Here is a 20,993-nt window from a genome sequence, read left to right on the forward strand (position 1 = left end):
AGGGAGAGGGTTAGGGTGAGGGGGAAATGTGCGCGCTGATGCCCTCACCCCGGCCCTCTCCCACGGGGAGAGGGGGAAAAGAAACTACTGCACCGCTTTATTTACGCTGGTCATGGCGCCGAGTGCCGCGGTCAGGCGGTCAAGGTCTTCCAGCTGGGCCTGAATGTCAGAGACTTTGCTGGTCTTCTCTTCTTCCTTGAGCCCTTTGTTGTCCTTCACGGCCTGCATCTGTTTAAACAGCGCCAGCTGGCGAATCGGGACCAGCTGAAGGTCGCTGGAGGCGCGGAACGGTGCCCAGCCCAGTTTCTCAAGAACCGCTTTCTCTTCCGGCGTTTTGCCGTAGTTCATAAAGAAGTCGTACACCTTGTCCTTGGTGCTTTCGGAGAGGTTTTTACGCCAGACGATCGGGTCGCCCGGGATCAGCGGCGATTTCCAGATCACCTTCAGTTCTTTCAGCTTGTCCGGCGCGGAGGTTTTCAGCTTGTCGAGGTTTTCGGTGTTGTTGGTGGCAACATCCACCTGCTTGTTCGCCACGGCCAGGGCGTTGGTTTCATGGCTGGCGTTGACGGTGCGTTTGAAGTCGCTGGCGGAGGCGTTGTTTTTCGCGAAGACGTAGTAGCCAGGGACGAGGAAGCCGGAGGTGGAGTTCGGGTCGCCGTTACCAAAGGTCAGCTCTTTGCGTTTGGCGAGCATGTCGTTGAGGTTGTTGATCGGGCTGTCTTTGTTCACGATCAGCACGCTCCAGTAGCCCGGGGAGCCATCTGCCGCAACGGTCTGGGCAAAGACCTGGCCGTTGGCGCGGTCTACCGCTTCCATTGCGGAGAGGTTGCCATACCAGGCGATGTCGACTTTATTAAAGCGCATTCCCTGGATAATGCCCGCGTAGTCCGGGGCGAAGAAGGCATTCACTTTGATCCCCAGTTTGGTTTCCATATCTTTCAGGAACGGTTCCCACTGAGGCTTCAGGTTCTGCTGTGATTCCGTCGAAATAATGCCGAAGTTCAGCGCTTTTTCCTGCTCTTGTGCATACGCCGGGCTTAACAGGGTGCTGATGCTGAACATGCTGGTAAAGGCCAGCGCGGCAACGGCTTTGTAGTTCATTTCCATTCCTCGTTATGGGGAGTTATGCAGCCTGCGCGCGCTCTTCGACGCGGTTTACGCTGCGGTAGAGATGATCAAAACGTTCGTTATCAAACTGGTGGCTTGCGCCGTCAAAGAACACATGGCCCTGACGCAGGGCGACAATGCGCTCGCAGTAGCGCAGGGCGTAATCCACCTGATGCAGCGTTACCACCACGGTAATGCCGTCGTTCTGGTTAATGTCGCGCAGGGTTTCCATCACGATGCGGGCGGATTCCGGGTCCAGCGAGGCGATAGGTTCATCGGCCAGAATGATTTTTGCTTTCTGCATCAGGGCGCGGGCGATGGCGACGCGCTGCTGTTGTCCACCGGACAGGGTGGAGACACGCTGGTGGGCCAGGTGTGCCATACCGACGCGAGTCAACGCCTGAAGAGCTTCCTGCTTCTGGGAAGGTGAGAACCAGCGCAGGCAGGTGCGCCAGAACGGTGTGCTGCCGAGTGCGCCAATCAGCACGTTCTCCAGTACCGTCAGGCGATTGACCAGGTTGAACTGCTGGAAGATGTAGCCCGTCTGGGCACGGCTCTTGCGGATATCACTTGCCAGACGCCCGGCGCGCTGCACCGTGTTGCCCAGCAATTCGACGTGACTTTCCGGGGTTTTATCGCAGGTGATAAGACCGCTTAAATGGCGCAGAAGGGTGGATTTACCGGAGCCAGAAGGGCCTAGAAGCGCCACCATGTCGCCCTGCTGGACGGTCAGATCAACGGCATGCAGCGCCTTGTTGTGATTGAAGGTCTTGCTCAGTTTCTCGACGCGGATGACAGTTTGCATGTGCGGGGGCCTCACCATAAATGTGGCCTCATGCTGGCGCATCAATGTGACATTTGGGTTAAGTCTGGGTTGCGGGAATTTGAAGAGTTGAGGGGAGTTTGATGACAGGCGGAGGCGGACCGCCCACCGCCAGAAAATTAGTGCTGCTGCTTAACGACGTTAATCATCCACGGTACGCCGTATTTATCGGTGACTTTACCGAAACCGTGCGCCCAGAAGGTCTCCTGCCACGCCATGTCGATATTGCCGCCAGCGGCGAGGTTGTCGAACCAGCGCTTGCCTTCTGACACATCCTGCGTGTCGAGCACCAGCGTGAACCCGGCGTACTGCGCGTTGCTGCCCGGCGGCTGCCCGTCGCTCATCATGATGTCGCTGCCCGCAATGCGGACGTTAGAGTGGGCGATAGCGGAATCAGGAAACTGCATGCCGGACGGACAGCCTTCTTCACTGCTGTCGCTTTTGGGCATTTCACCGAAAGTGATTTTATAGAGGAGTTCAGCGCCGACGGCCTGCTGATAAAAGGCGGTTGCCTCTGCACAGTTGCCGGCGAAGGAGATGTAGGGACTTAACGGCATATTCTTTACCTCACGTAAGAAAAGCCCATTAAGTGTAGTTCTTTTTTTGTAGGCCGGATAAGCGTAGCGCATCCGGCAAAAGCGCCCGGCGGCGCTTCGGTTATCGGGCCTACAGGAGAAAAATCAGTTCTTTTTCACGAACTCAGATTTCAGTTTCATCGGACCGAAGCCGTCAATTTTGCAGTCGATATTATGATCGCCTTCAACCAGACGGATGTTCTTCACTTTGGTACCGATCTTCAGCATGGAAGAGCTGCCTTTGACTTTAAGATCTTTAACCACGGTGACGCTGTCGCCATCCGCCAGCAGGTTACCGTTCGCATCTTTTACGATCAGGGCATCTGCATCCTGTGCCGGTTCGGCATCATTCCATTCATGCGCACATTCCGGGCAGATGAACATGCCATTATCTTCATAGGTGTATTCAGAATTGCATTTCGGGCAGTGTGGGAGAGACATATCGGTATCCTCAAAAAAGTGTTAACACGCTGGAAAATGCCAGCTAAATGACGGCAGTGTGCCGAAAAAGGCGGCAAGTATAGCGCAAATCCACACGTTTGTCGGTGATATTCTGAATTTAAAAAAAAGCAAAAAATGTGTCGGGAGTGACACTTCCTGTCAGTCAGTTAAGCGATGCTAACGTCATTAACACGGTGGAAAGAGAAGTCGCTAAATATATCGAATATTTTATTGTGGCAAATTGCTACGCACCTTCATTTCGGATAAGGTGAAGCAACACATTGTTATTTATCTTTGGTCTTTGCTGCCATGCATTTCGTATGGTTGTGGCATAACCCGTTCTTTTTAGGTGGATAAATAATGATGATATATCCTGAAGTTTCTTAAAAAGGGCTACGCTTTTTATCTTTTGGCTGTCAGGCCTTGAGGAGAGCTTTACACGCCATGCAAGGATAGCCATTTATTTCTGATTATCTTCAATCAGTTATATTCCGGTGAACATGTTTTCCACACGTGATCATATAAGCCTGAACATCATAATTAATACCAGTGGCTTAATAAAAGTAATAAATTTGCGTTAAGGAAAGGCTTTTATCATGCACACACAGACCATTTTTGAATTAAGCCAGGAAGCTGAGCGTTTGTTACAGCTTGCCCTGCAAAATCTTGATACCTTGAAGTCAATGCCGACAGCGATGCTGGAGAACACGACGGCCGCTATTACGGGTGAAAAGAACAACGTTCTGCCTTTGCATTTTAGTGCGCGGGGTGTCGAAGCGCAGCAGGCAATGCTGAATAATGAATTACGCAAAATAACACGTCTGGAAATGGTTCTGGCTATCGTTGGTACCATGAAAGCGGGGAAATCGACCACCATTAATGCCATTGTGGGGACCGAAGTGTTGCCTAATCGCAATCGCCCAATGACGGCGCTTCCTACCCTGATTCGTCATACGCCAGGCCAGAAAGAGCCGGTACTCCATTTCTCACATGTCTCGCCTATTGATGATTTGATCCAGCTGCTGCAGAAACAACTCTGCGATTACGATCGCGGGAAGCTGGCCCAGCATCTGGAAATTGATAAAGACATGAATACGCTGCTGGAACGCATTGAAAAAGGTGAAGCCTTTGAAAAGCATCATCTTGGAGCGCAGCCAATATTTCATTGCCTGAAAAGCCTCAATGACCTGGTCAGACTCTCTCAGGCGCTGGGCGTGGCGTTTCCGTTTTCAGAATACGCGGCCATTGAACACATTCCGGTCATTGAAGTGGAGTTCGTGCATCTTGCGGGTCTGGATGCCCACCTCGGGCAACTGACGCTGCTCGATACCCCTGGGCCTAATGAGGCCGGACAGCCGCATCTGCAAAAAATGCTGAGTGAGCAGTTAGCCCGCGCATCGGCGGTGCTGGCGGTAATGGATTATACCCAGCTTAAATCTATATCTGATGAAGAGGTCCGTCAGGCTATTTCGGTGGCGGGGAAATCCGTGCCTCTGTATGCCCTGGTGAATAAATTCGACCAGAAAGATCGCAATAGCGATGATGAAGAGCAGGTCCGGGCGATGATCTCCGGCACCTTAATGAAAGGCAATATTTCGCCTGGCCAGATCTACCCTGTCTCCTCCATGTGGGCGTATCTGGCGAACCGCGCTCGCTACGAGATGAATACCCACGGACAACTGCCGGATCATCAGGAGCAACCCTGGGTGCAGGATTTTGCCGAAGCCGCCCTCGGTCGCCGCTGGCGTACGGCGGACCTGGATGATATTGGCCATATCCGTCACGCCGCCGATTTGCTCTGGGAAGATTCGCTGTTTGAACAACCGATACGCAAACTGATTTACGCCGCCTATGCTAATGCCTCGTTATTTGCGTTGCGCTCGGCGTCCCATAAGTTGCTCAACTACGCACAAAATGCCCGGGAATATCTCGACTTCCGCTATCAGGGGCTGACGGTCGCCTTTGACGCGCTGGAACTGAATATTACGCGTCTTGAAGAGGACATGGCGATGATGCAGACGCGCCAGCGGGTGGTGAGCGATGAGGTGAAACATGAAGTTGAGCAGGCGCTGAATGCCACTGCGGACTTTATGGGGGCCCAAAAAACAGCGCTTCACCAGGCGATTGGTCACGTGTTTAGCGCTCGCAATATCCTTGATTTAGCCGGTAACGATCGGTTGAATCCTCGCGGTGACGAACCGCAAGAACTACAGCAGCTGGTACTGGATGACGAGGGGCAGGCACAGATTGCCCTGAGTAAAATCCGCTCCTCCTGCGAGCTTATCATGCTGGATGCGCAGACAAAGATCTGCCGGGAGCTGGCGTTACGCTTCGATCAGCTGGAGTCTACGCTGGCGCGTTCCCTGAATGACGCAATGCGTCCCATCGAAACGCGTATTAAAGAGCATCTGAGCCATGCCGGCTTTCGGGCGCGGATTAGCTTCCCGGCTTTTCAGGCTAACCAGCTTAACGTCAATACGCAGGCGCTGTTTAACGATGCCATCGCGCAGGACAACCGCCCTGCAGGACAGCCATCGGGCGCGGGCAGCATGCGTGAGACCGTCTCTCGCTGGCTGAATAATCCGGGCTGGGGCTGGGATGAATATGTGGCGACCCGCACGTGCTATGTTATCGACATTGCGCAGCTACATGACAAATTTAAGCAACATATTGATCAGTTTTGTGAACATATACGTAAAGCTTTGTCCGCCCAGGTCGATGTCTCTGTTACGGCAGGAATGGCGACGTTCTTTGCAGAATTTTCGTTATACCTGACCGGGTTACAGGAAAGCTTGCGTGATAGCCTCGCAGTGCGTCAACAAAATGAGCATTCGACCCGAGCGCTCAGCCAGCTGTTGAAGCAAAGTATCACTACTGCGACGTGGATACAGGAAGATACCCGACTGTTACGCGATGATATTCAAACTCTATTCGCGGCAGAGCAACCATGACAACACAGCTACTGGACGGTCCCGGGCGGACGCTGGAGTGTATTCATCCTAAATTTATGGTCGATCTTGTGCAGGGCGTGGACGTTGCGCGTCATCCTCATTTGGGGCCGCAGCAGCTGCAGTTTCGTGAGCGCTTGACTCAGGAGATCATGACGCACACCCGGTTACGACCCTGGGCGATGGCCGGAATGCTGAATGAGAATGCTGCCCTGCGCCTCGGTCTGGCTGAAAAACTCGCCGGGATGCTTGACCTTGGCCATCTTGCGCTGACGCTGATGGCGGATAAATTGAATACACTTCGTCAGCAGGCTCACTTAAGGGCTCAGCCCTCTCCGGGCCTGCTTGAACAGTACGCTGAGCTCTCATCGCATTTTACCCAACGTGCCGTTTATAAAGAAAAGGCGCTAACTCAGCGTGGACTGACCGTCCAGGCGGGTGAGCACAGCGAGCAAATTTTCACTCGCTGGCGAGCCGGTCATTATGATGGCTGGTCGCTGGCCGGGCGTTGTTTCATTGTCCTGGAAGAGTTGCGCTGGGGGGCCTTCGGCGATGCTTGCCGTCTGGCGAAGGACGATGTGTCGGCCATGCTCAAGGATAATTTACGCAGTATGGCTGCCAATTATCTTGCTCAGGGTATCAATGCGTCTCCTGCGACGCGCCATTTCTATCATCAGTGGCTGACCACACCCGCTTCGGCGGGTTTAATCGATCATAAAGACATGCTGGGCTGGCTGGGTGACTGGTGTCAGGCGGATAAACACCCGGTGAGTTGGTCAGTTACGCAAAACTGGCAGACCGTTGCGCTGGGGATGCCGAGGCTGTGTTCGGCAAAACGTCTGGTGGAGGCGATGGTGGAGGAGATTTTTGGTTGAACCCCTCACCCCTCTCCTCAGAGGGGTGAGGGGATGGTTTGGTGCAGTTTGTTAATGTTGAAGCTCTGCTGCCTTCCTTTCTACATCTTTCTCTTGCACGTTTCCGTAGCGTTTCGCGTACAGTGCCGTGATGATCGGCACCAGAATCGCGGTAACAATCACGCTGGCAGCCACCAGTGCCGTTGCAGAAGCGGCTACCGGTTCGAAGGCCGGGTTAATCTGAGCAATAATCACCGGGTTTGCGACCGCAGCACCTGCGGCTGAAGAGGCGGCGACACCCGCCGTGCCGTTTCCGCCGCCAATCACGCGGTCGGCAATAATCAACGGAATACCGGTGATGATGATGACCGCAACCCCCAGCACAATACCCAGCAGGCCCGTATCAAGGATCACGTTCAGGTTGATGGTGTTGCCCAGCGCAAAACCAAAGAACGGGATGAGTACGGGTGTGGCTTTGCTGAAGAAATCGCGCAGATCGTGATCCAGATTCCCGAGGGCGAAACCGATCAGGAAGGGCAGGATCGCGCCAACAAAGTGGTGAGGCTCAAAAGAGGCCAGGCCAGCAGAACCCAGGATCAGCATCGTCATGAGCGGGCCGGACTCCAGAGACATCAGGACAAATGCCCCGGATTCTTCTTTCGTTCCGTACTGGTTCATCAGGCTGGCATACAACCCGCCGTTAGTCATATCCATCGCCGAGACAATTGCCAGGACCGATAAACCCGCGAAGAAACCGGTCTGAATTCCATTCTCTGGAATGAACATCGCGCATATCATGGCGACAACCCAGGCCACCGCTATTTTGGTTATGACCAGCGTGCCGGATTTGCGTAATACGGTGCCTGTTGCACGTAAATTAATGGATGCACCGATACAAAAGAACCAGACTGCCAGGATGGGGACGGTGCCTGTAATCATCCCTTTTGTGAAACCGCCAAAATAAGCCCCGGTTTCAGGCGCTAAGGTATTCAGAATAGCACCGAGTACCAGGGGGACCAGCATCATACCACCAGGAATACGTTCTATCGTGGCTTTAATCTTCATATACAACCCTCACAATGTTACCCCTCATAGCGAGCGGCGGGCGCGAATAAAAAATCAATAAATTCAAAATGATGAAGGGTTTTCTTGATGGCTTGTATTGGATAACCCCGCAACAAAATTCAGTAAGCGCTCTAGTTTTCTCTTGTCAGAAAACACTCATCGCTATGTTTCGGGAATTATCATGCGATCACTGGAATAATGATTCAATGAAAATAAAACAGTGTTTTAGTTATCTGTGTCACATATTGATTGTAAACTTTACGCCGCGTTCTGGTTGGATGGGGTTTATGTAAATCTCTTGTAAAAAAGCGGCTTTTTATGTCGTGATAAAAAGAAAATGGGACAACATGAAAATGTTTCTTTGGGACGGGTTGAGAAAGTGCTTATTTGCGGAAATTGACAAAGACTGTCTTCACTTTACGCAGCATAAATATATGTGTGAAGTTGATCACAAATATAAACGCTGGTAGGGTAAAAAGGTCATTAACTGCCCTGGCAGGCGTCAACAGGTTCGGTTGTATCGACGATAAACGTCAATGTAAGTAAACCTGCTACGCTTGAATAAGGCGATTCGCATGGAGCGGATCCCAAGGTTCACAGCACACACACTGGATTGTGAAACAGACAGGGCCGAGTCAACGAGGATAGCTATGCTGAGAAGGAAAAAGATTAAACCCATCACGCTTCGCGACGTCACTATTATTGACGACGCAAAATTGCGTAAGGCCATCACCGCAGCCTCGCTCGGTAATGCGATGGAATGGTTCGATTTTGGTGTCTATGGCTTTGTGGCCTACGCGTTAGGTAAAGTGTTTTTCCCAGGGGCTGATCCCAGCCTGCAGATGATTGCCGCACTGGGGACGTTCTCCGTTCCTTTCCTTATTCGCCCGCTGGGTGGTCTGTTCTTCGGTATGCTCGGTGATAAATACGGTCGCCAGAAGATCCTTGCCATCACCATTGTCATCATGTCGATAAGTACCTTCTGTATCGGCCTGATTCCGTCCTATGCCACGATCGGCATCTGGGCACCGATTCTGCTGCTGCTCTGTAAGATGGCGCAGGGTTTCTCCGTCGGTGGGGAATATACCGGTGCCTCGATCTTCGTCGCGGAGTATTCCCCGGACCGTAAGCGCGGTTTTATGGGGAGCTGGCTGGACTTCGGCTCGATTGCCGGATTCGTGATGGGTGCGGGTGTCGTAGTGCTGATTTCAACCGTCGTCGGTGAAGAGAACTTCCTCGACTGGGGCTGGCGTATCCCATTCTTCCTCGCGCTGCCGCTGGGGATCATCGGTCTGTATCTGCGTCATGCGCTGGAAGAGACACCGGCGTTCCAGCAGCACGTTGAGAAACTGGAGCAGGGTGACCGTGAAGGGCTGCAGGATGGTCCGAAGGTGTCGTTCAAAGAGATTGCCACTAAGCACTGGCGCAGCCTGCTGACCTGTATTGGTCTGGTGATTTCGACCAACGTGACCTACTACATGCTGCTGACCTACATGCCGAGTTATCTGTCGCATAACCTGCATTACTCGGAAGATCACGGTGTGCTGATTATTATCGCCATCATGGTGGGTATGCTGTTCGTGCAGCCGATTATGGGTCTGCTGAGTGACCGCTTTGGCCGTCGACCGTTCATTATTCTGGGAAGCGTGGCGCTGTTTGCCCTGGCAATCCCGGCCTTTATTCTGATCAACAGTAACGTGCTGGGGTTGATTTTTGCGGGTCTGCTGATGCTGGCGGTGATCCTGAACTGCTTCATCGGGGTGATGGCCTCAACGTTGCCTGCGATGTTCCCGACGCATATTCGTTACAGTGCGCTGGCGGCAGCCTTTAACATCTCGGTGCTGATTGCCGGCCTGACCCCGACGCTTGCCGCCTCGCTGGTGGAAAGCACGCAGAATCTGATGATGCCTGCTTATTACCTGATGGTGATCGCGGTGATTGGCTTGATTACCGGTATTACGATGAAGGAGACGGCGAACCGTCCACTGAAAGGGGCGACGCCTGCGGCATCGGATATTCAGGAAGCGAAAGAGATCCTGCGTGAGCACTACGATAATGTAGAGCAGAAGATTGAAGACATTGACGCAGAGATTGAAGAACTGCAGAAAAAACGCTCCCGACTGGTGGATCAGCATCCACGCATCAACGAGTAATAAAGAAACCCGCCAACGGCGGGTTTTCTTTTATTAGCATCCGGCAGCGATGTAGTCGCCATTGGCGCTGATGGGGATGACCGTCAGGAAGAGAACGGTCGCGAACAGGATCAGAACTATCCCGCCGGCTATTTTGACGGCTGGCACCAGCCATCTTAACGTGCTATTTCCCCCGAAGCAGGCCACCGTGCGTTCACGGGCATAACGTACCGCCAGCGAGAGCCCCATAATCGAGAGTGCCGTTCCCAGGGACATTGTCATGACGGCAGCCATCCCCCAGGTGACAATGCCCAGCGCATTTGAAAACATCAGAATCATGATTGCCCCACTGCACGGGCGTGCGCCAATCGCCAGAATCACCCCCAGGCGAGTTTTCCAGTCTCCCTGCGTCAGGTCCGCACCCACGCCGTGATGGCCGCAGCCACAGTGTTCATTGTGCTGATGGAGGGGACTGATGGCTGAGATCGTCATTCTGCGCGGACGCAGGCTCTTTAATGCCTGATAAATGACGAACGCGCCGAATACACCAATCAGCACTGCGCTTATCTTCTCTACATACCAGCGGCTGGTACTGATATCCCCTGAGGCGAGGTTAAACCCCACCGCCAGAATAAAGACAAACAGAATGGCGCTCACGCCCTGCATCAGGCTGCCAAGGAAAGGAACGACCCGGGCAGCCCGCTCGCTTTCCTTATTAGTGGTCAGATAGGTCGTCACAATGAATTTCCCGTGCCCCGGCCCGATGGCGTGCAGCACGCCATAAAGGAAGGCTCCTGTTAAGAGCCATAGTCCGCCGCTGTACTGGTGGTTATTCAGCTGCAGCAGATACATCACCAGATAACGGTGCAGGGTAATTTGAGTGGCAAAACACCACTGGATAAAGGCGCTCCAGTGCGTATGCAGGGTAAAACTGGCAAACAGAATAGCCAGCAGCATCACCCCTGCGGTAGGGAGACGCCAGTCGCGGGCGAGGCGTTGTGTGTTCATGAGGGAGTGCTCTGCCAGGAAGAATATTTGCCGCTAGTATAGTTGATCTTCCTTTTCAGTTCGCAGGATCGCATCGGGATCCTGATGATGCTGTGGATAAGTCTGTGTGTAAAAGGGTATAAGGCGGGGTTTTGCTGTGGAATGCAGCAGTCAGTCATTTTTCTGTCATTTAGCGGTTGCGGCCTGCGGAGAACTCCCTATAATGCGCCTCCATCGACACGGCAGATGTGAATCACTTCACAGACAACCCGGTCGGTTGAAGAGAAAAAATCCTGAAATAACGGGTTGACTCTGAAAGAGGAAAGCGTAATATACGCCACCTCGCAACGGTGAGCGAAAGCCGCGTTGCACTGCTCTTTAACAATTTATCAGACAATCTGTGTGGGCACTCAAAGTGACATGGATTCTTAACGTCGCAAGACGAAAAATGAATACCAAGTCTCTGAGTGAACATACGTAATTCATTACGAAGTTTAATTCACGAGCATCAAACTTAAATTGAAGAGTTTGATCATGGCTCAGATTGAACGCTGGCGGCAGGCCTAACACATGCAAGTCGAACGGTAGCACAGAGAGCTTGCTCTCGGGTGACGAGTGGCGGACGGGTGAGTAATGTCTGGGAAACTGCCTGATGGAGGGGGATAACTACTGGAAACGGTAGCTAATACCGCATAACGTCGCAAGACCAAAGAGGGGGACCTTCGGGCCTCTTGCCATCAGATGTGCCCAGATGGGATTAGCTAGTAGGTGGGGTAACGGCTCACCTAGGCGACGATCCCTAGCTGGTCTGAGAGGATGACCAGCCACACTGGAACTGAGACACGGTCCAGACTCCTACGGGAGGCAGCAGTGGGGAATATTGCACAATGGGCGCAAGCCTGATGCAGCCATGCCGCGTGTATGAAGAAGGCCTTCGGGTTGTAAAGTACTTTCAGCGGGGAGGAAGGTGTTGTGGTTAATAACCGCAGCAATTGACGTTACCCGCAGAAGAAGCACCGGCTAACTCCGTGCCAGCAGCCGCGGTAATACGGAGGGTGCAAGCGTTAATCGGAATTACTGGGCGTAAAGCGCACGCAGGCGGTCTGTCAAGTCGGATGTGAAATCCCCGGGCTCAACCTGGGAACTGCATTCGAAACTGGCAGGCTAGAGTCTTGTAGAGGGGGGTAGAATTCCAGGTGTAGCGGTGAAATGCGTAGAGATCTGGAGGAATACCGGTGGCGAAGGCGGCCCCCTGGACAAAGACTGACGCTCAGGTGCGAAAGCGTGGGGAGCAAACAGGATTAGATACCCTGGTAGTCCACGCCGTAAACGATGTCGACTTGGAGGTTGTGCCCTTGAGGCGTGGCTTCCGGAGCTAACGCGTTAAGTCGACCGCCTGGGGAGTACGGCCGCAAGGTTAAAACTCAAATGAATTGACGGGGGCCCGCACAAGCGGTGGAGCATGTGGTTTAATTCGATGCAACGCGAAGAACCTTACCTACTCTTGACATCCAGAGAACTTAGCAGAGATGCTTTGGTGCCTTCGGGAACTCTGAGACAGGTGCTGCATGGCTGTCGTCAGCTCGTGTTGTGAAATGTTGGGTTAAGTCCCGCAACGAGCGCAACCCTTATCCTTTGTTGCCAGCGGTTAGGCCGGGAACTCAAAGGAGACTGCCAGTGATAAACTGGAGGAAGGTGGGGATGACGTCAAGTCATCATGGCCCTTACGAGTAGGGCTACACACGTGCTACAATGGCGCATACAAAGAGAAGCGACCTCGCGAGAGCAAGCGGACCTCATAAAGTGCGTCGTAGTCCGGATTGGAGTCTGCAACTCGACTCCATGAAGTCGGAATCGCTAGTAATCGTAGATCAGAATGCTACGGTGAATACGTTCCCGGGCCTTGTACACACCGCCCGTCACACCATGGGAGTGGGTTGCAAAAGAAGTAGGTAGCTTAACCTTCGGGAGGGCGCTTACCACTTTGTGATTCATGACTGGGGTGAAGTCGTAACAAGGTAACCGTAGGGGAACCTGCGGTTGGATCACCTCCTTACCTTAAAGAACCTGCCTTTGCAGTGCTCACACAGATTGTCTGATGAAAAAACAGCAGTAAAAATCTCTGCAGGCTTGTAGCTCAGGTGGTTAGAGCGCACCCCTGATAAGGGTGAGGTCGGTGGTTCAAGTCCACTCAGGCCTACCAAACTCCTTTTAAAGGATGAGCGGTACAGAGATTACAAACGATGGGGCTATAGCTCAGCTGGGAGAGCGCCTGCTTTGCACGCAGGAGGTCTGCGGTTCGATCCCGCATAGCTCCACCATCTTTTACTGCGAACACAAGAAAACTTCAGAGTGAACCTGAAAAGGTGCACTGCGAAGTTTTGCTCTTTAAAAATCTGGATCAAGCTGAAAATTGAAACGACACACAGTTAATGTGTGTTCGAGTCTCTCAAATTTTTGCAAACCGATGATGAATCGAAAGAAACATCTTCGGGTTGTGAGGTTAAGCGACTAAGCGTACACGGTGGATGCCCTGGCAGTCAGAGGCGATGAAGGACGTGCTAATCTGCGAAAAGCGCCGGCGAGGTGATATGAACCTTTGACCCGGCGATGTCCGAATGGGGAAACCCAGTGTGTTCCGACACACTATCGTTAACTGAATACATAGGTTAACGAGGCGAACCGGGGGAACTGAAACATCTAAGTACCCCGAGGAAAAGAAATCAACCGAGATTCCCCCAGTAGCGGCGAGCGAACGGGGAGCAGCCCGGAGTCTGAATCAGCTTGTGTGTTAGTGGAACGGTCTGGAAAGTCCGACGGTACAGGGTGATAGTCCCGTACACGAAAATGCACAGGTTGTGAACTCGAAGAGTAGGGCGGGACACGTGGTATCCTGTCTGAATATGGGGGGACCATCCTCCAAGGCTAAATACTCCTGACTGACCGATAGTGAACCAGTACCGTGAGGGAAAGGCGAAAAGAACCCCGGCGAGGGGAGTGAAAAAGAACCTGAAACCGTGTACGTACAAGCAGTGGGAGCCTCTTTATGGGGTGACTGCGTACCTTTTGTATAATGGGTCAGCGACTTATATTCTGTAGCAAGGTTAACCGAATAGGGGAGCCGAAGGGAAACCGAGTCTTAACTGGGCGTTAAGTTGCAGGGTATAGACCCGAAACCCGGTGATCTAGCCATGGGCAGGTTGAAGGTTGGGTAACACTAACTGGAGGACCGAACCGACTAATGTTGAAAAATTAGCGGATGACCTGTGGCTGGGGGTGAAAGGCCAATCAAACCGGGAGATAGCTGGTTCTCCCCGAAAGCTATTTAGGTAGCGCCTCGTGAACTCATCTTCGGGGGTAGAGCACTGTTTCGGCTAGGGGGCCATCCCGGCTTACCAACCCGATGCAAACTACGAATACCGAAGAATGTTATCACGGGAGACACACGGCGGGTGCTAACGTCCGTCGTGAAGAGGGAAACAACCCAGACCGCCAGCTAAGGTCCCAAAGTCATGGTTAAGTGGGAAACGATGTGGGAAGGCACAGACAGCCAGGATGTTGGCTTAGAAGCAGCCATCATTTAAAGAAAGCGTAATAGCTCACTGGTCGAGTCGGCCTGCGCGGAAGATGTAACGGGGCTAAACCATGCACCGAAGCTGCGGCAGCGACACTATGTGTTGTTGGGTAGGGGAGCGTTCTGTAAGCCGTTGAAGGTGGCCTGTGAGGGTTGCTGGAGGTATCAGAAGTGCGAATGCTGACATAAGTAACGATAAAGCGGGTGAAAAGCCCGCTCGCCGGAAGACCAAGGGTTCCTGTCCAACGTTAATCGGGGCAGGGTGAGTCGACCCCTAAGGCGAGGCCGAAAGGCGTAGTCGATGGGAAACAGGTTAATATTCCTGTACTTGGTGTTACTGCGAAGGGGGGACGGAGAAGGCTATGTTAGCCGGGCGACGGTTGTCCCGGTTTAAGCATGTAGGCGGAGGTTCCAGGTAAATCCGGTACCTTTTAACGCTGAGGTGTGATGACGAGGCACTACGGTGCTGAAGTAACAAATGCCCTGCTTCCAGGAAAAGCCTCTAAGCATCAGGTAACACGAAATCGTACCCCAAACCGACACAGGTGGTCAGGTAGAGAATACCAAGGCGCTTGAGAGAACTCGGGTGAAGGAACTAGGCAAAATGGTGCCGTAACTTCGGGAGAAGGCACGCTGATATGTAGGTGAAGCCCCTGCGGGTGGAGCTGAAATCAGTCGAAGATACCAGCTGGCTGCAACTGTTTATTAAAAACACAGCACTGTGCAAACACGAAAGTGGACGTATACGGTGTGACGCCTGCCCGGTGCCGGAAGGTTAATTGATGGGGTTAGCGGTAACGCGAAGCTCTTGATCGAAGCCCCGGTAAACGGCGGCCGTAACTATAACGGTCCTAAGGTAGCGAAATTCCTTGTCGGGTAAGTTCCGACCTGCACGAATGGCGTAATGATGGCCAGGCTGTCTCCACCCGAGACTCAGTGAAATTGAACTCGCTGTGAAGATGCAGTGTACCCGCGGCAAGACGGAAAGACCCCGTGAACCTTTACTATAGCTTGACACTGAACACTGGTCCTTGATGTGTAGGATAGGTGGGAGGCTTTGAAGCGTGGACGCCAGTCTGCGTGGAGCCGACCTTGAAATACCACCCTTTAATGGCTGGTGTTCTAACGTAGACCCGTAATCCGGGTTGCGGACAGTGTCTGGTGGGTAGTTTGACTGGGGCGGTCTCCTCCCAAAGAGTAACGGAGGAGCACGAAGGTTAGCTAATCCTGGTCGGACATCAGGAGGTTAGTGCAATGGCATAAGCTAGCTTGACTGCGAGAGTGACGGCTCGAGCAGGTGCGAAAGCAGGTCATAGTGATCCGGTGGTTCTGAATGGAAGGGCCATCGCTCAACGGATAAAAGGTACTCCGGGGATAACAGGCTGATACCGCCCAAGAGTTCATATCGACGGCGGTGTTTGGCACCTCGATGTCGGCTCATCACATCCTGGGGCTGAAGTAGGTCCCAAGGGTATGGCTGTTCGCCATTTAAAGTGGTACGCGAGCTGGGTTTAGAACGTCGTGAGACAGTTCGGTCCCTATCTGCCGTGGGCGCTGGAGAATTGAGGGGGGCTGCTCCTAGTACGAGAGGACCGGAGTGGACGCATCACTGGTGTTCGGGTTGTCATGCCAATGGCACTGCCCGGTAGCTAAATGCGGAAGAGATAAGTGCTGAAAGCATCTAAGCACGAAACTTGCCCCGAGATGAGTTCTCCCTGAGACTTTAAGTCTCCTGAAGGAACGTTGAAGACGACGACGTTGATAGGTCGGGTGTGTAAGCGCAGCGATGCGTTGAGCTAACCGATACTAATGAACCGTGAGGCTTAACCTTACAACGCCGAAGCTGTTTTGGCGGTGAGAGACGATTTTCAGCCTGATACAGATAACAGAATTTGCCTGGCGGCTTTAGCGCGGTGGTCCCACCTGACCCCATGCCGAACTCAGAAGTGAAACGCCGTAGCGCCGATGGTAGTGTGGGGTCTCCCCATGTGAGAGTAGGGAACTGCCAGGCATCAAATAGAAGAACCCCGTACCGTAAGGTACGGGGTTTTTTGCTTTTGGTTTTCCTCTCCTTGAAACTTTCCCGTAGGCCGGATAAGGCAAAGCCGCCATCCGGCAAAGCAGATTGCACGATCTCACCGGAAAGAGAAGCAAGAATATAAAAGAAGGGATTTATAAGCGCAGAAAAACAAAAACCCAGCCATAGGCTGGGTTCTTTAAATAGTGGTGCCCGGACTCGGAATCGAACCAAGGACACGGGGATTTTCAATCCCCTGCTCTACCGACTGAGCTATCCGGGCAACGGAGCGCATTAAACCGCAATCGCGCCTTATCGTCAACATTATTTCGGGGAAAGCTGTTCAATTGCTTAACTTTACGGCAATCTGGCGGTTTGCGCGCCGAAAAGACCAAATTTCGCTGATTCGCTTACGTCAACGCCCCGCCCATACGACACTGAGCAAAGCGAAGAATATCTTCCGCCAGGCGGTGCGCCGTATCCACATCGGCCTGGCTACGATTCACCAGCATGCGGCTCAGACAACCCTCCAGTATCAGCTCCATCTGCTTAGCGACCATTGCCGGGTCATCCACTTCAAGCGTTGTCAGTAGCTCGTGAGTGAAGTCATGCGCCGCACGCTTTTGCTGATCCGCCAGCTGATGTATTGGATGCCCGGGATCGGGATAAAATGTACAGGCGGCAATAAACAGGCAGCCCGGATAACGATTGTTACTGACACATTCAGTCAGGGCGGTGTAGCGAGCCAGCAGCTTTTGCTCAGCCGTCAGTTCTTCATTAAGCATTAACTGTCTGCGCCAGATATCCACCTGCTGGCTAAGGTAGCGCAGCGCATCATAAAGCAGGGCCTCTTTATCCGGCCAGAAGCGCGTTAACTCATCCAGAGGGTAATCGATACGGTCGGCTACCATCTCAAGCGTGGTGCTGGCGATCCCTTGAATCTCAAGTAATTGCAGGGCTTGTCCCAGTACGTCTTCACGTTGCACGGTTATCTCCTCCGCTATTCCCAACGGTATGTCCCGTCTAAAGTGTTGTTTACGGTTGGCGATTGCGCAAATGCGCGCTGAATGCCGTTGAATCCATAAACCCGGTTACACGCTGTTCTGGCTGCTCTTCCCCTTGTTCATTGAAGAATAAAATGGTTGGCAGCCCGAGTACGTTAAGGTGCTTAAGCAGAGTCTTATCCTGCTCATTGTTGGCCGTGACGTTTGCCTGGAGCAACACCGTCTCTTTCAGGGCGCTTTGTACCTGAGGATCGCTAAAGGTGTATTTTTCAAACTCTTTGCAGGCAACACACCAGTCAGCATAGAGATCGAGCATCACCGGTTTACCTTTTGCCTGAGCCAGGGCGCTATTGAGCTCATCGACATTGTTAATGCGGGTGAAGTCCAGATGCGCCTGCGTCTGACCCACCGGCGCGCCAAATGCCCAGTCCTGCAGCGGACGCACGCTGACCAGTGCAGCCGCCAGCAGCAGGATTTGCACAAGGCGCATCCATGGCTTTTTCGCCCCCAGGCTGACGATAAATGCCCAGGAGAAGAATGCGACGCCAAGCATCGCCCACAGACGCCTTCCCCACTCGTCTCCGATGATGCGCTCCAGCAGGAACACCGGTAGCGCCAGAATGACAAAACCAAACGCGGTTTTCACCGTCTCCATCCACGGTCCGCTTTTCGGCAGCAGACGATTACCAAAGACCGTCACAAGAATGAGCGGCAGACCCATCCCCAGCGCATAAAGATACAGCGTTCCGCCACCGAGCCACATATTGCCGCTCTGGGCGATGTACAGCAGGATGGCGCTGAGCGGCGCAGTGGTGCAGGGTGAACAGATTAGCCCAGCAATTGCACCCATTGCGAACACGCCGCCTGCAGATCCTCCCTGCTGACGATTACTCATCAGCGTTAAGCGGGTTTGCAGCGAAGAGGGCAGTTGCAGAGTGAACAGGCCAAACATCGACAGCGCCAAAAGAATAAAGACAACTGACAGACCAATAAGCACGTAAGGATGCTGAAGCGCTGCCTGGAATTGCAATCCAGCGGCGGCGACCACGAGGCCGAGCGCCGTGTAGGTTAATGCCATGCCCTGGACATAAATAAAAGCCAGCAGCAGCGCCCGGGCGGTGGAAAGCCGTTGCTTACCGCCTAGCACAATCCCGGAGATCAGCGGGTACATGGGCAGTACACACGGCGTAAAGGCAATGCCAATACCAATCAGTAGCGCCCAAAACGCTGAGAAGGGAAGATCTGAAGTGGCTTCGCCTTCTCCCTTCACCCTGGCCCTCTCCCCTGAGGGAAGAGGGGAGGCAGCCGCTTTAACTTCAGTAAGCGGAACGACCTTCGTTTCAGGAGGATAGCAGAAGCCCGCGTCGGCACAGCCCTGATACGTCACCGTCAGCGTGGCGCCTTTATCCGCCTGATTCACCGTGACGGGGACGTTTAAGCGCTGACGATAGATTTCACTCTTACCGTAGAACTCGTCCTCGTGCCACTCGCCCGCGGGCATCTGCAATGCGCCGACGTTAGCCTTTGCGGACGTGATGCTGACCTGTTTGCGGTAAAGGTAGTAACCCTCTTTCACCTGCCAGGTCAGATTGAGATCGTGCTGGTTCTGCTGAAAATCGAAAACAAACGCCTGGTCGGCAGGAATAAAGTTTGAACGGCCGGGTGCGTCAAACAACCCGGCAAAAACTGATGTGCTGCACAGCAGCAGGATCAGCGTAAGGAAGCGTTGAGCCATGTGAGATAGTCGTTATCGCCATGGAGCACTGGCAGCACCAGCAGCTCTGGAGTTTGGTAAGGATGATGAGACTTGAGGCAGTCGAGGAGCGCCTGCTGGTTCGCCCGGTTGGTTTTTAGCAACATCTGGACTTCGTACTCCTGCTCCAGTTTGCCTTCCCAGTAATAAAGGGAGGTTGCGCCGGGGAGAAGCGTTACGCAGGCTGCCCATTTTTCGGCCAGCACTTTGGCGGCGAGATCCTGGGCAGAGGCTTCATCAGGGGCGGTACACAGTACGACAACGGCATCAGGCGTGTTCACAAGTCGACCTCCTCATCACGAAAGTCTTCACTATATCACGCAAGACGATTGGTCATTAATGAATCGGGCCACAGTGCGGCCCGATTTTAACTATTTTTACAACGGCTGAAGGTTTACAGCACAATGCCACCGATGATAAAGCCGAGGATGACGCAAAGCGTAATTGCCACCACGCCCGGGATCAGAAACGCGTGGTTAAACACGTATTTACCGATACGGGTAGAGCCAGTGTCATCCATTTCAACCGCTGCCAGCAGGGTTGGGTAGGTTGGCAGAACGAACAGTGCGGAAACGGCTGCGAAAGAGGCAATCGCCGTCAGCGGCGTTACGCCTAACATGAGTGCCGCAGGCATCAGCGCTTTGGTGGTTGCTGCCTGGGAGTAAAGCAGGGTCGCAGCAAAGAACAGCACGACCGCCAGCAGCCACGGGTAGTTGTGCAGCAGGTCGCCGGCTACGGTCTGGATATCGCTGATGTGCGCCTTCACGAAGGTATCGCCGAGCCATGCCACACCCAGTACACACACGCAGGCGCTCATACCGGATTTAAAGGTACTGGCGTTCAGCACTTCGCTGGTGTCGATTTTACAGGTGATACTAATCAGCGTCGCGATAGTCAGCATGAACACCACAATCGCTTCGTTACGCGGCAGAACCGGGTTCTGAATCAGCCCCACGGTGTCACTGATGGCGGTTGCGTAGAACATCACTGCGACGATACCAATCAGGAAAAGCAGTACGGAGCGCTTTGCGTGCGGCTTCAGTTCGAAGACCTGGCTACCGCGCAGTCTCACTTCACCTTTTGCCAGACGCTCCTGGTAAACCGGATCGTCTTTCAGTTCGGCACCGAGGAAGTTACACAGCACGGCAGTAATCATGACCGCAATCAGCGTCACCGGAATACAGATCGCCAGCAGCGTCAGGTAGCTCACGCCCATCGGCTCAAGGATACCGGCGAAGAAGACTACGGCGGCAGAGATCGGCGACGCGGTGATGGCAATCTGAGACGCAACGACGGCAATAGAGAGGGGACGAGACGGGCGAATCCCCTGTTCTTTTGCCACTTCGGTAATCACCGGCAGCGTGGAGAACGCCGTGTGGCCAGTTCCCGCGAGAATGGTCATAAACCAGGTGACCAGCGGGGCAAGGAAGGTAATGTATTTTGGATGGCGGCGCAGCATACGCTCCGCCAGACTCACCAGGTAGTCCATACCGCCTGCCACCTGCATAGCGGCGATAGCGGCAATAACTGCCATGATGATTTCGATAACGTCAAAAGGGATTGCGCCGGGTTTAATCTGAAAGATAAGGGTAAGAACGAGCACCCCGAGACCGCCGGCAAAACCGATGCCGATACCCCCGAGTCTTGCTCCCAAATAAATCGCCAACAAGACGATGACGAGTTCTGCTCCAAACATAAGGACCTGCCTTGCTT

13 protein-coding genes, 3 tRNA genes and 3 rRNA genes are annotated in these 20,993 nt (G+C 53.3%); 8 read left to right on the plus strand and 11 right to left on the minus strand.

The genetic code is table 11. The annotated features are described in order from the left end of the window. Positions 1 to 84: 84 nt before the first annotated feature. The 4 genes from phnD to AAER43_RS01650 form a co-directional block, all read right to left on the minus strand. Entirely contained in the window at positions 85 to 1,101 is a 1,017-nt protein-coding gene (gene phnD, locus AAER43_RS01635) for a phosphonate ABC transporter substrate-binding protein (protein ID WP_045135406.1), read from the minus strand. 22 nt (positions 1,102 to 1,123) lie between these two features. Then, on the minus strand, positions 1,124 to 1,912 hold the full coding sequence (phnC, locus tag AAER43_RS01640) for a phosphonate ABC transporter ATP-binding protein (protein ID WP_014882188.1): 789 nt from the start codon (positions 1,910 to 1,912) through the stop codon (positions 1,124 to 1,126). 137 nt (positions 1,913 to 2,049) lie between these two features. Then, positions 2,050 to 2,487, minus strand: coding sequence for a VOC family metalloprotein YjdN (gene yjdN, locus AAER43_RS01645; protein ID WP_014882189.1), 438 nt, complete (start codon positions 2,485 to 2,487; stop codon positions 2,050 to 2,052). Between the two features lie 123 nt (positions 2,488 to 2,610). Continuing rightward, entirely contained in the window at positions 2,611 to 2,946 is a 336-nt protein-coding gene (locus tag AAER43_RS01650; RefSeq protein ID WP_008500067.1) for a zinc ribbon domain-containing protein YjdM, read from the minus strand. Between the two features lie 596 nt (positions 2,947 to 3,542). Here AAER43_RS01650 and crfC point away from each other — a divergent pair. Both crfC and AAER43_RS01660 read left to right on the plus strand, forming a co-directional pair. Continuing rightward, positions 3,543 to 5,897, plus strand: coding sequence for a clamp-binding protein CrfC (gene crfC, locus AAER43_RS01655; protein WP_057058048.1), 2,355 nt, complete (start codon positions 3,543 to 3,545; stop codon positions 5,895 to 5,897). Further along, positions 5,894 to 6,769, plus strand: a complete 876-nt coding sequence (locus tag AAER43_RS01660; RefSeq protein ID WP_050863265.1) for a diguanylate cyclase regulator RdcB family protein — start codon at positions 5,894 to 5,896, stop codon at positions 6,767 to 6,769. Before crfC ends, AAER43_RS01660 begins: the two co-directional genes overlap by 4 nt. Positions 6,770 to 6,820: 51 nt before the next feature. Here the strand turns inward: AAER43_RS01660 and kdgT are convergent, their stop codons facing one another. Further along, positions 6,821 to 7,813 carry a 2-keto-3-deoxygluconate transporter gene (gene kdgT, locus AAER43_RS01665; protein ID WP_014882192.1) on the minus strand — a complete coding sequence of 331 codons (993 nt, stop codon included), beginning with the start codon at positions 7,811 to 7,813 and terminating at the stop codon, positions 6,821 to 6,823. 650 nt (positions 7,814 to 8,463) lie between these two features. Between kdgT and proP the strand changes: the two genes are divergently transcribed. Continuing rightward, positions 8,464 to 9,966, plus strand: coding sequence for a glycine betaine/L-proline transporter ProP (gene proP, locus AAER43_RS01670; RefSeq protein WP_014882193.1), 1,503 nt, complete (start codon positions 8,464 to 8,466; stop codon positions 9,964 to 9,966). 33 nt (positions 9,967 to 9,999) lie between these two features. Here the strand turns inward: proP and AAER43_RS01675 are convergent, their stop codons facing one another. After that, positions 10,000 to 10,953 carry a nickel/cobalt transporter gene (locus AAER43_RS01675; protein WP_048995822.1) on the minus strand — a complete coding sequence of 318 codons (954 nt, stop codon included), beginning with the start codon at positions 10,951 to 10,953 and terminating at the stop codon, positions 10,000 to 10,002. A gap of 495 nt (positions 10,954 to 11,448) precedes the next feature. On the opposite strand from AAER43_RS01675, the gene AAER43_RS01680 reads away from it, so the two are divergent. From AAER43_RS01680 to rrf, 5 genes are all read left to right on the plus strand, one after another. Beyond that, positions 11,449 to 12,988: ribosomal RNA gene (locus AAER43_RS01680) — 16S ribosomal RNA — on the plus strand. A gap of 70 nt (positions 12,989 to 13,058) precedes the next feature. Then, a tRNA-Ile gene (locus AAER43_RS01685) sits at positions 13,059 to 13,135 on the plus strand. A gap of 42 nt (positions 13,136 to 13,177) precedes the next feature. Next, positions 13,178 to 13,253 (plus strand) — tRNA-Ala (locus AAER43_RS01690). A 180-nt stretch (positions 13,254 to 13,433) separates the two neighbouring features. Further along, a 23S ribosomal RNA gene (locus tag AAER43_RS01695) occupies positions 13,434 to 16,337 on the plus strand. A gap of 64 nt (positions 16,338 to 16,401) precedes the next feature. After that, positions 16,402 to 16,517 (plus strand): 5S ribosomal RNA (gene rrf / locus AAER43_RS01700). The 16S, 23S and 5S rRNA genes sit together here with 2 tRNA genes alongside, the layout of an rRNA operon. 213 nt (positions 16,518 to 16,730) lie before the next feature. On the opposite strand, the gene AAER43_RS01705 is transcribed toward rrf, so the two are convergent. The 5 genes from AAER43_RS01705 to AAER43_RS01725 form a co-directional block, all read right to left on the minus strand. Next, positions 16,731 to 16,806 (minus strand) — tRNA-Phe (locus AAER43_RS01705). A 127-nt stretch (positions 16,807 to 16,933) separates the two neighbouring features. Then, positions 16,934 to 17,509, minus strand: coding sequence for a transcriptional regulator (locus tag AAER43_RS01710; protein WP_023331831.1), 576 nt, complete (start codon positions 17,507 to 17,509; stop codon positions 16,934 to 16,936). A 49-nt stretch (positions 17,510 to 17,558) separates the two neighbouring features. Beyond that, a complete protein-coding gene (locus AAER43_RS01715) occupies positions 17,559 to 19,262 on the minus strand; it encodes a protein-disulfide reductase DsbD (protein ID WP_050861786.1) in 1,704 nt (567 codons plus the stop codon). Further along, complete coding sequence (gene cutA / locus AAER43_RS01720) at positions 19,238 to 19,561, minus strand: divalent cation tolerance protein CutA (RefSeq protein WP_014882197.1); 324 nt, start codon at positions 19,559 to 19,561, stop codon at positions 19,238 to 19,240. Before cutA ends, AAER43_RS01715 begins: the two co-directional genes overlap by 25 nt. Positions 19,562 to 19,674: 113 nt before the next feature. Beyond that, positions 19,675 to 20,976, minus strand: coding sequence for an anaerobic C4-dicarboxylate transporter (locus AAER43_RS01725; protein WP_023331834.1), 1,302 nt, complete (start codon positions 20,974 to 20,976; stop codon positions 19,675 to 19,677). Between the last annotated feature and the right edge of the window lie 17 nt (positions 20,977 to 20,993).

Origin of the sequence: Enterobacter sp. FUJ80071 (genome assembly GCF_038739915.1) — a bacterium.
GTDB lineage: Bacteria > Pseudomonadota > Gammaproteobacteria > Enterobacterales > Enterobacteriaceae > Enterobacter > Enterobacter kobei.

Coding starts and splice junctions, on each gene's coding strand:
- proP (WP_014882193.1), top strand. CDS start 8,464: ATGCTGAGAAGGAAAAAGATTAAACCCATCACGCTTCGCGACGTCACT.
- AAER43_RS01650 (WP_008500067.1), bottom strand. CDS start 2,946: ATGTCTCTCCCACACTGCCCGAAATGCAATTCTGAATACACCTATGAA.
- phnC (WP_014882188.1), bottom strand. CDS start 1,912: ATGCAAACTGTCATCCGCGTCGAGAAACTGAGCAAGACCTTCAATCAC.
- yjdN (WP_014882189.1), bottom strand. CDS start 2,487: ATGCCGTTAAGTCCCTACATCTCCTTCGCCGGCAACTGTGCAGAGGCA.
- AAER43_RS01660 (WP_050863265.1), top strand. CDS start 5,894: ATGACAACACAGCTACTGGACGGTCCCGGGCGGACGCTGGAGTGTATT.
- phnD (WP_045135406.1), bottom strand. CDS start 1,101: ATGAACTACAAAGCCGTTGCCGCGCTGGCCTTTACCAGCATGTTCAGC.
- AAER43_RS01725 (WP_023331834.1), bottom strand. CDS start 20,976: ATGTTTGGAGCAGAACTCGTCATCGTCTTGTTGGCGATTTATTTGGGA.
- crfC (WP_057058048.1), top strand. CDS start 3,543: ATGCACACACAGACCATTTTTGAATTAAGCCAGGAAGCTGAGCGTTTG.
- AAER43_RS01715 (WP_050861786.1), bottom strand. CDS start 19,262: ATGGCTCAACGCTTCCTTACGCTGATCCTGCTGCTGTGCAGCACATCA.
- AAER43_RS01675 (WP_048995822.1), bottom strand. CDS start 10,953: ATGAACACACAACGCCTCGCCCGCGACTGGCGTCTCCCTACCGCAGGG.
- kdgT (WP_014882192.1), bottom strand. CDS start 7,813: ATGAAGATTAAAGCCACGATAGAACGTATTCCTGGTGGTATGATGCTG.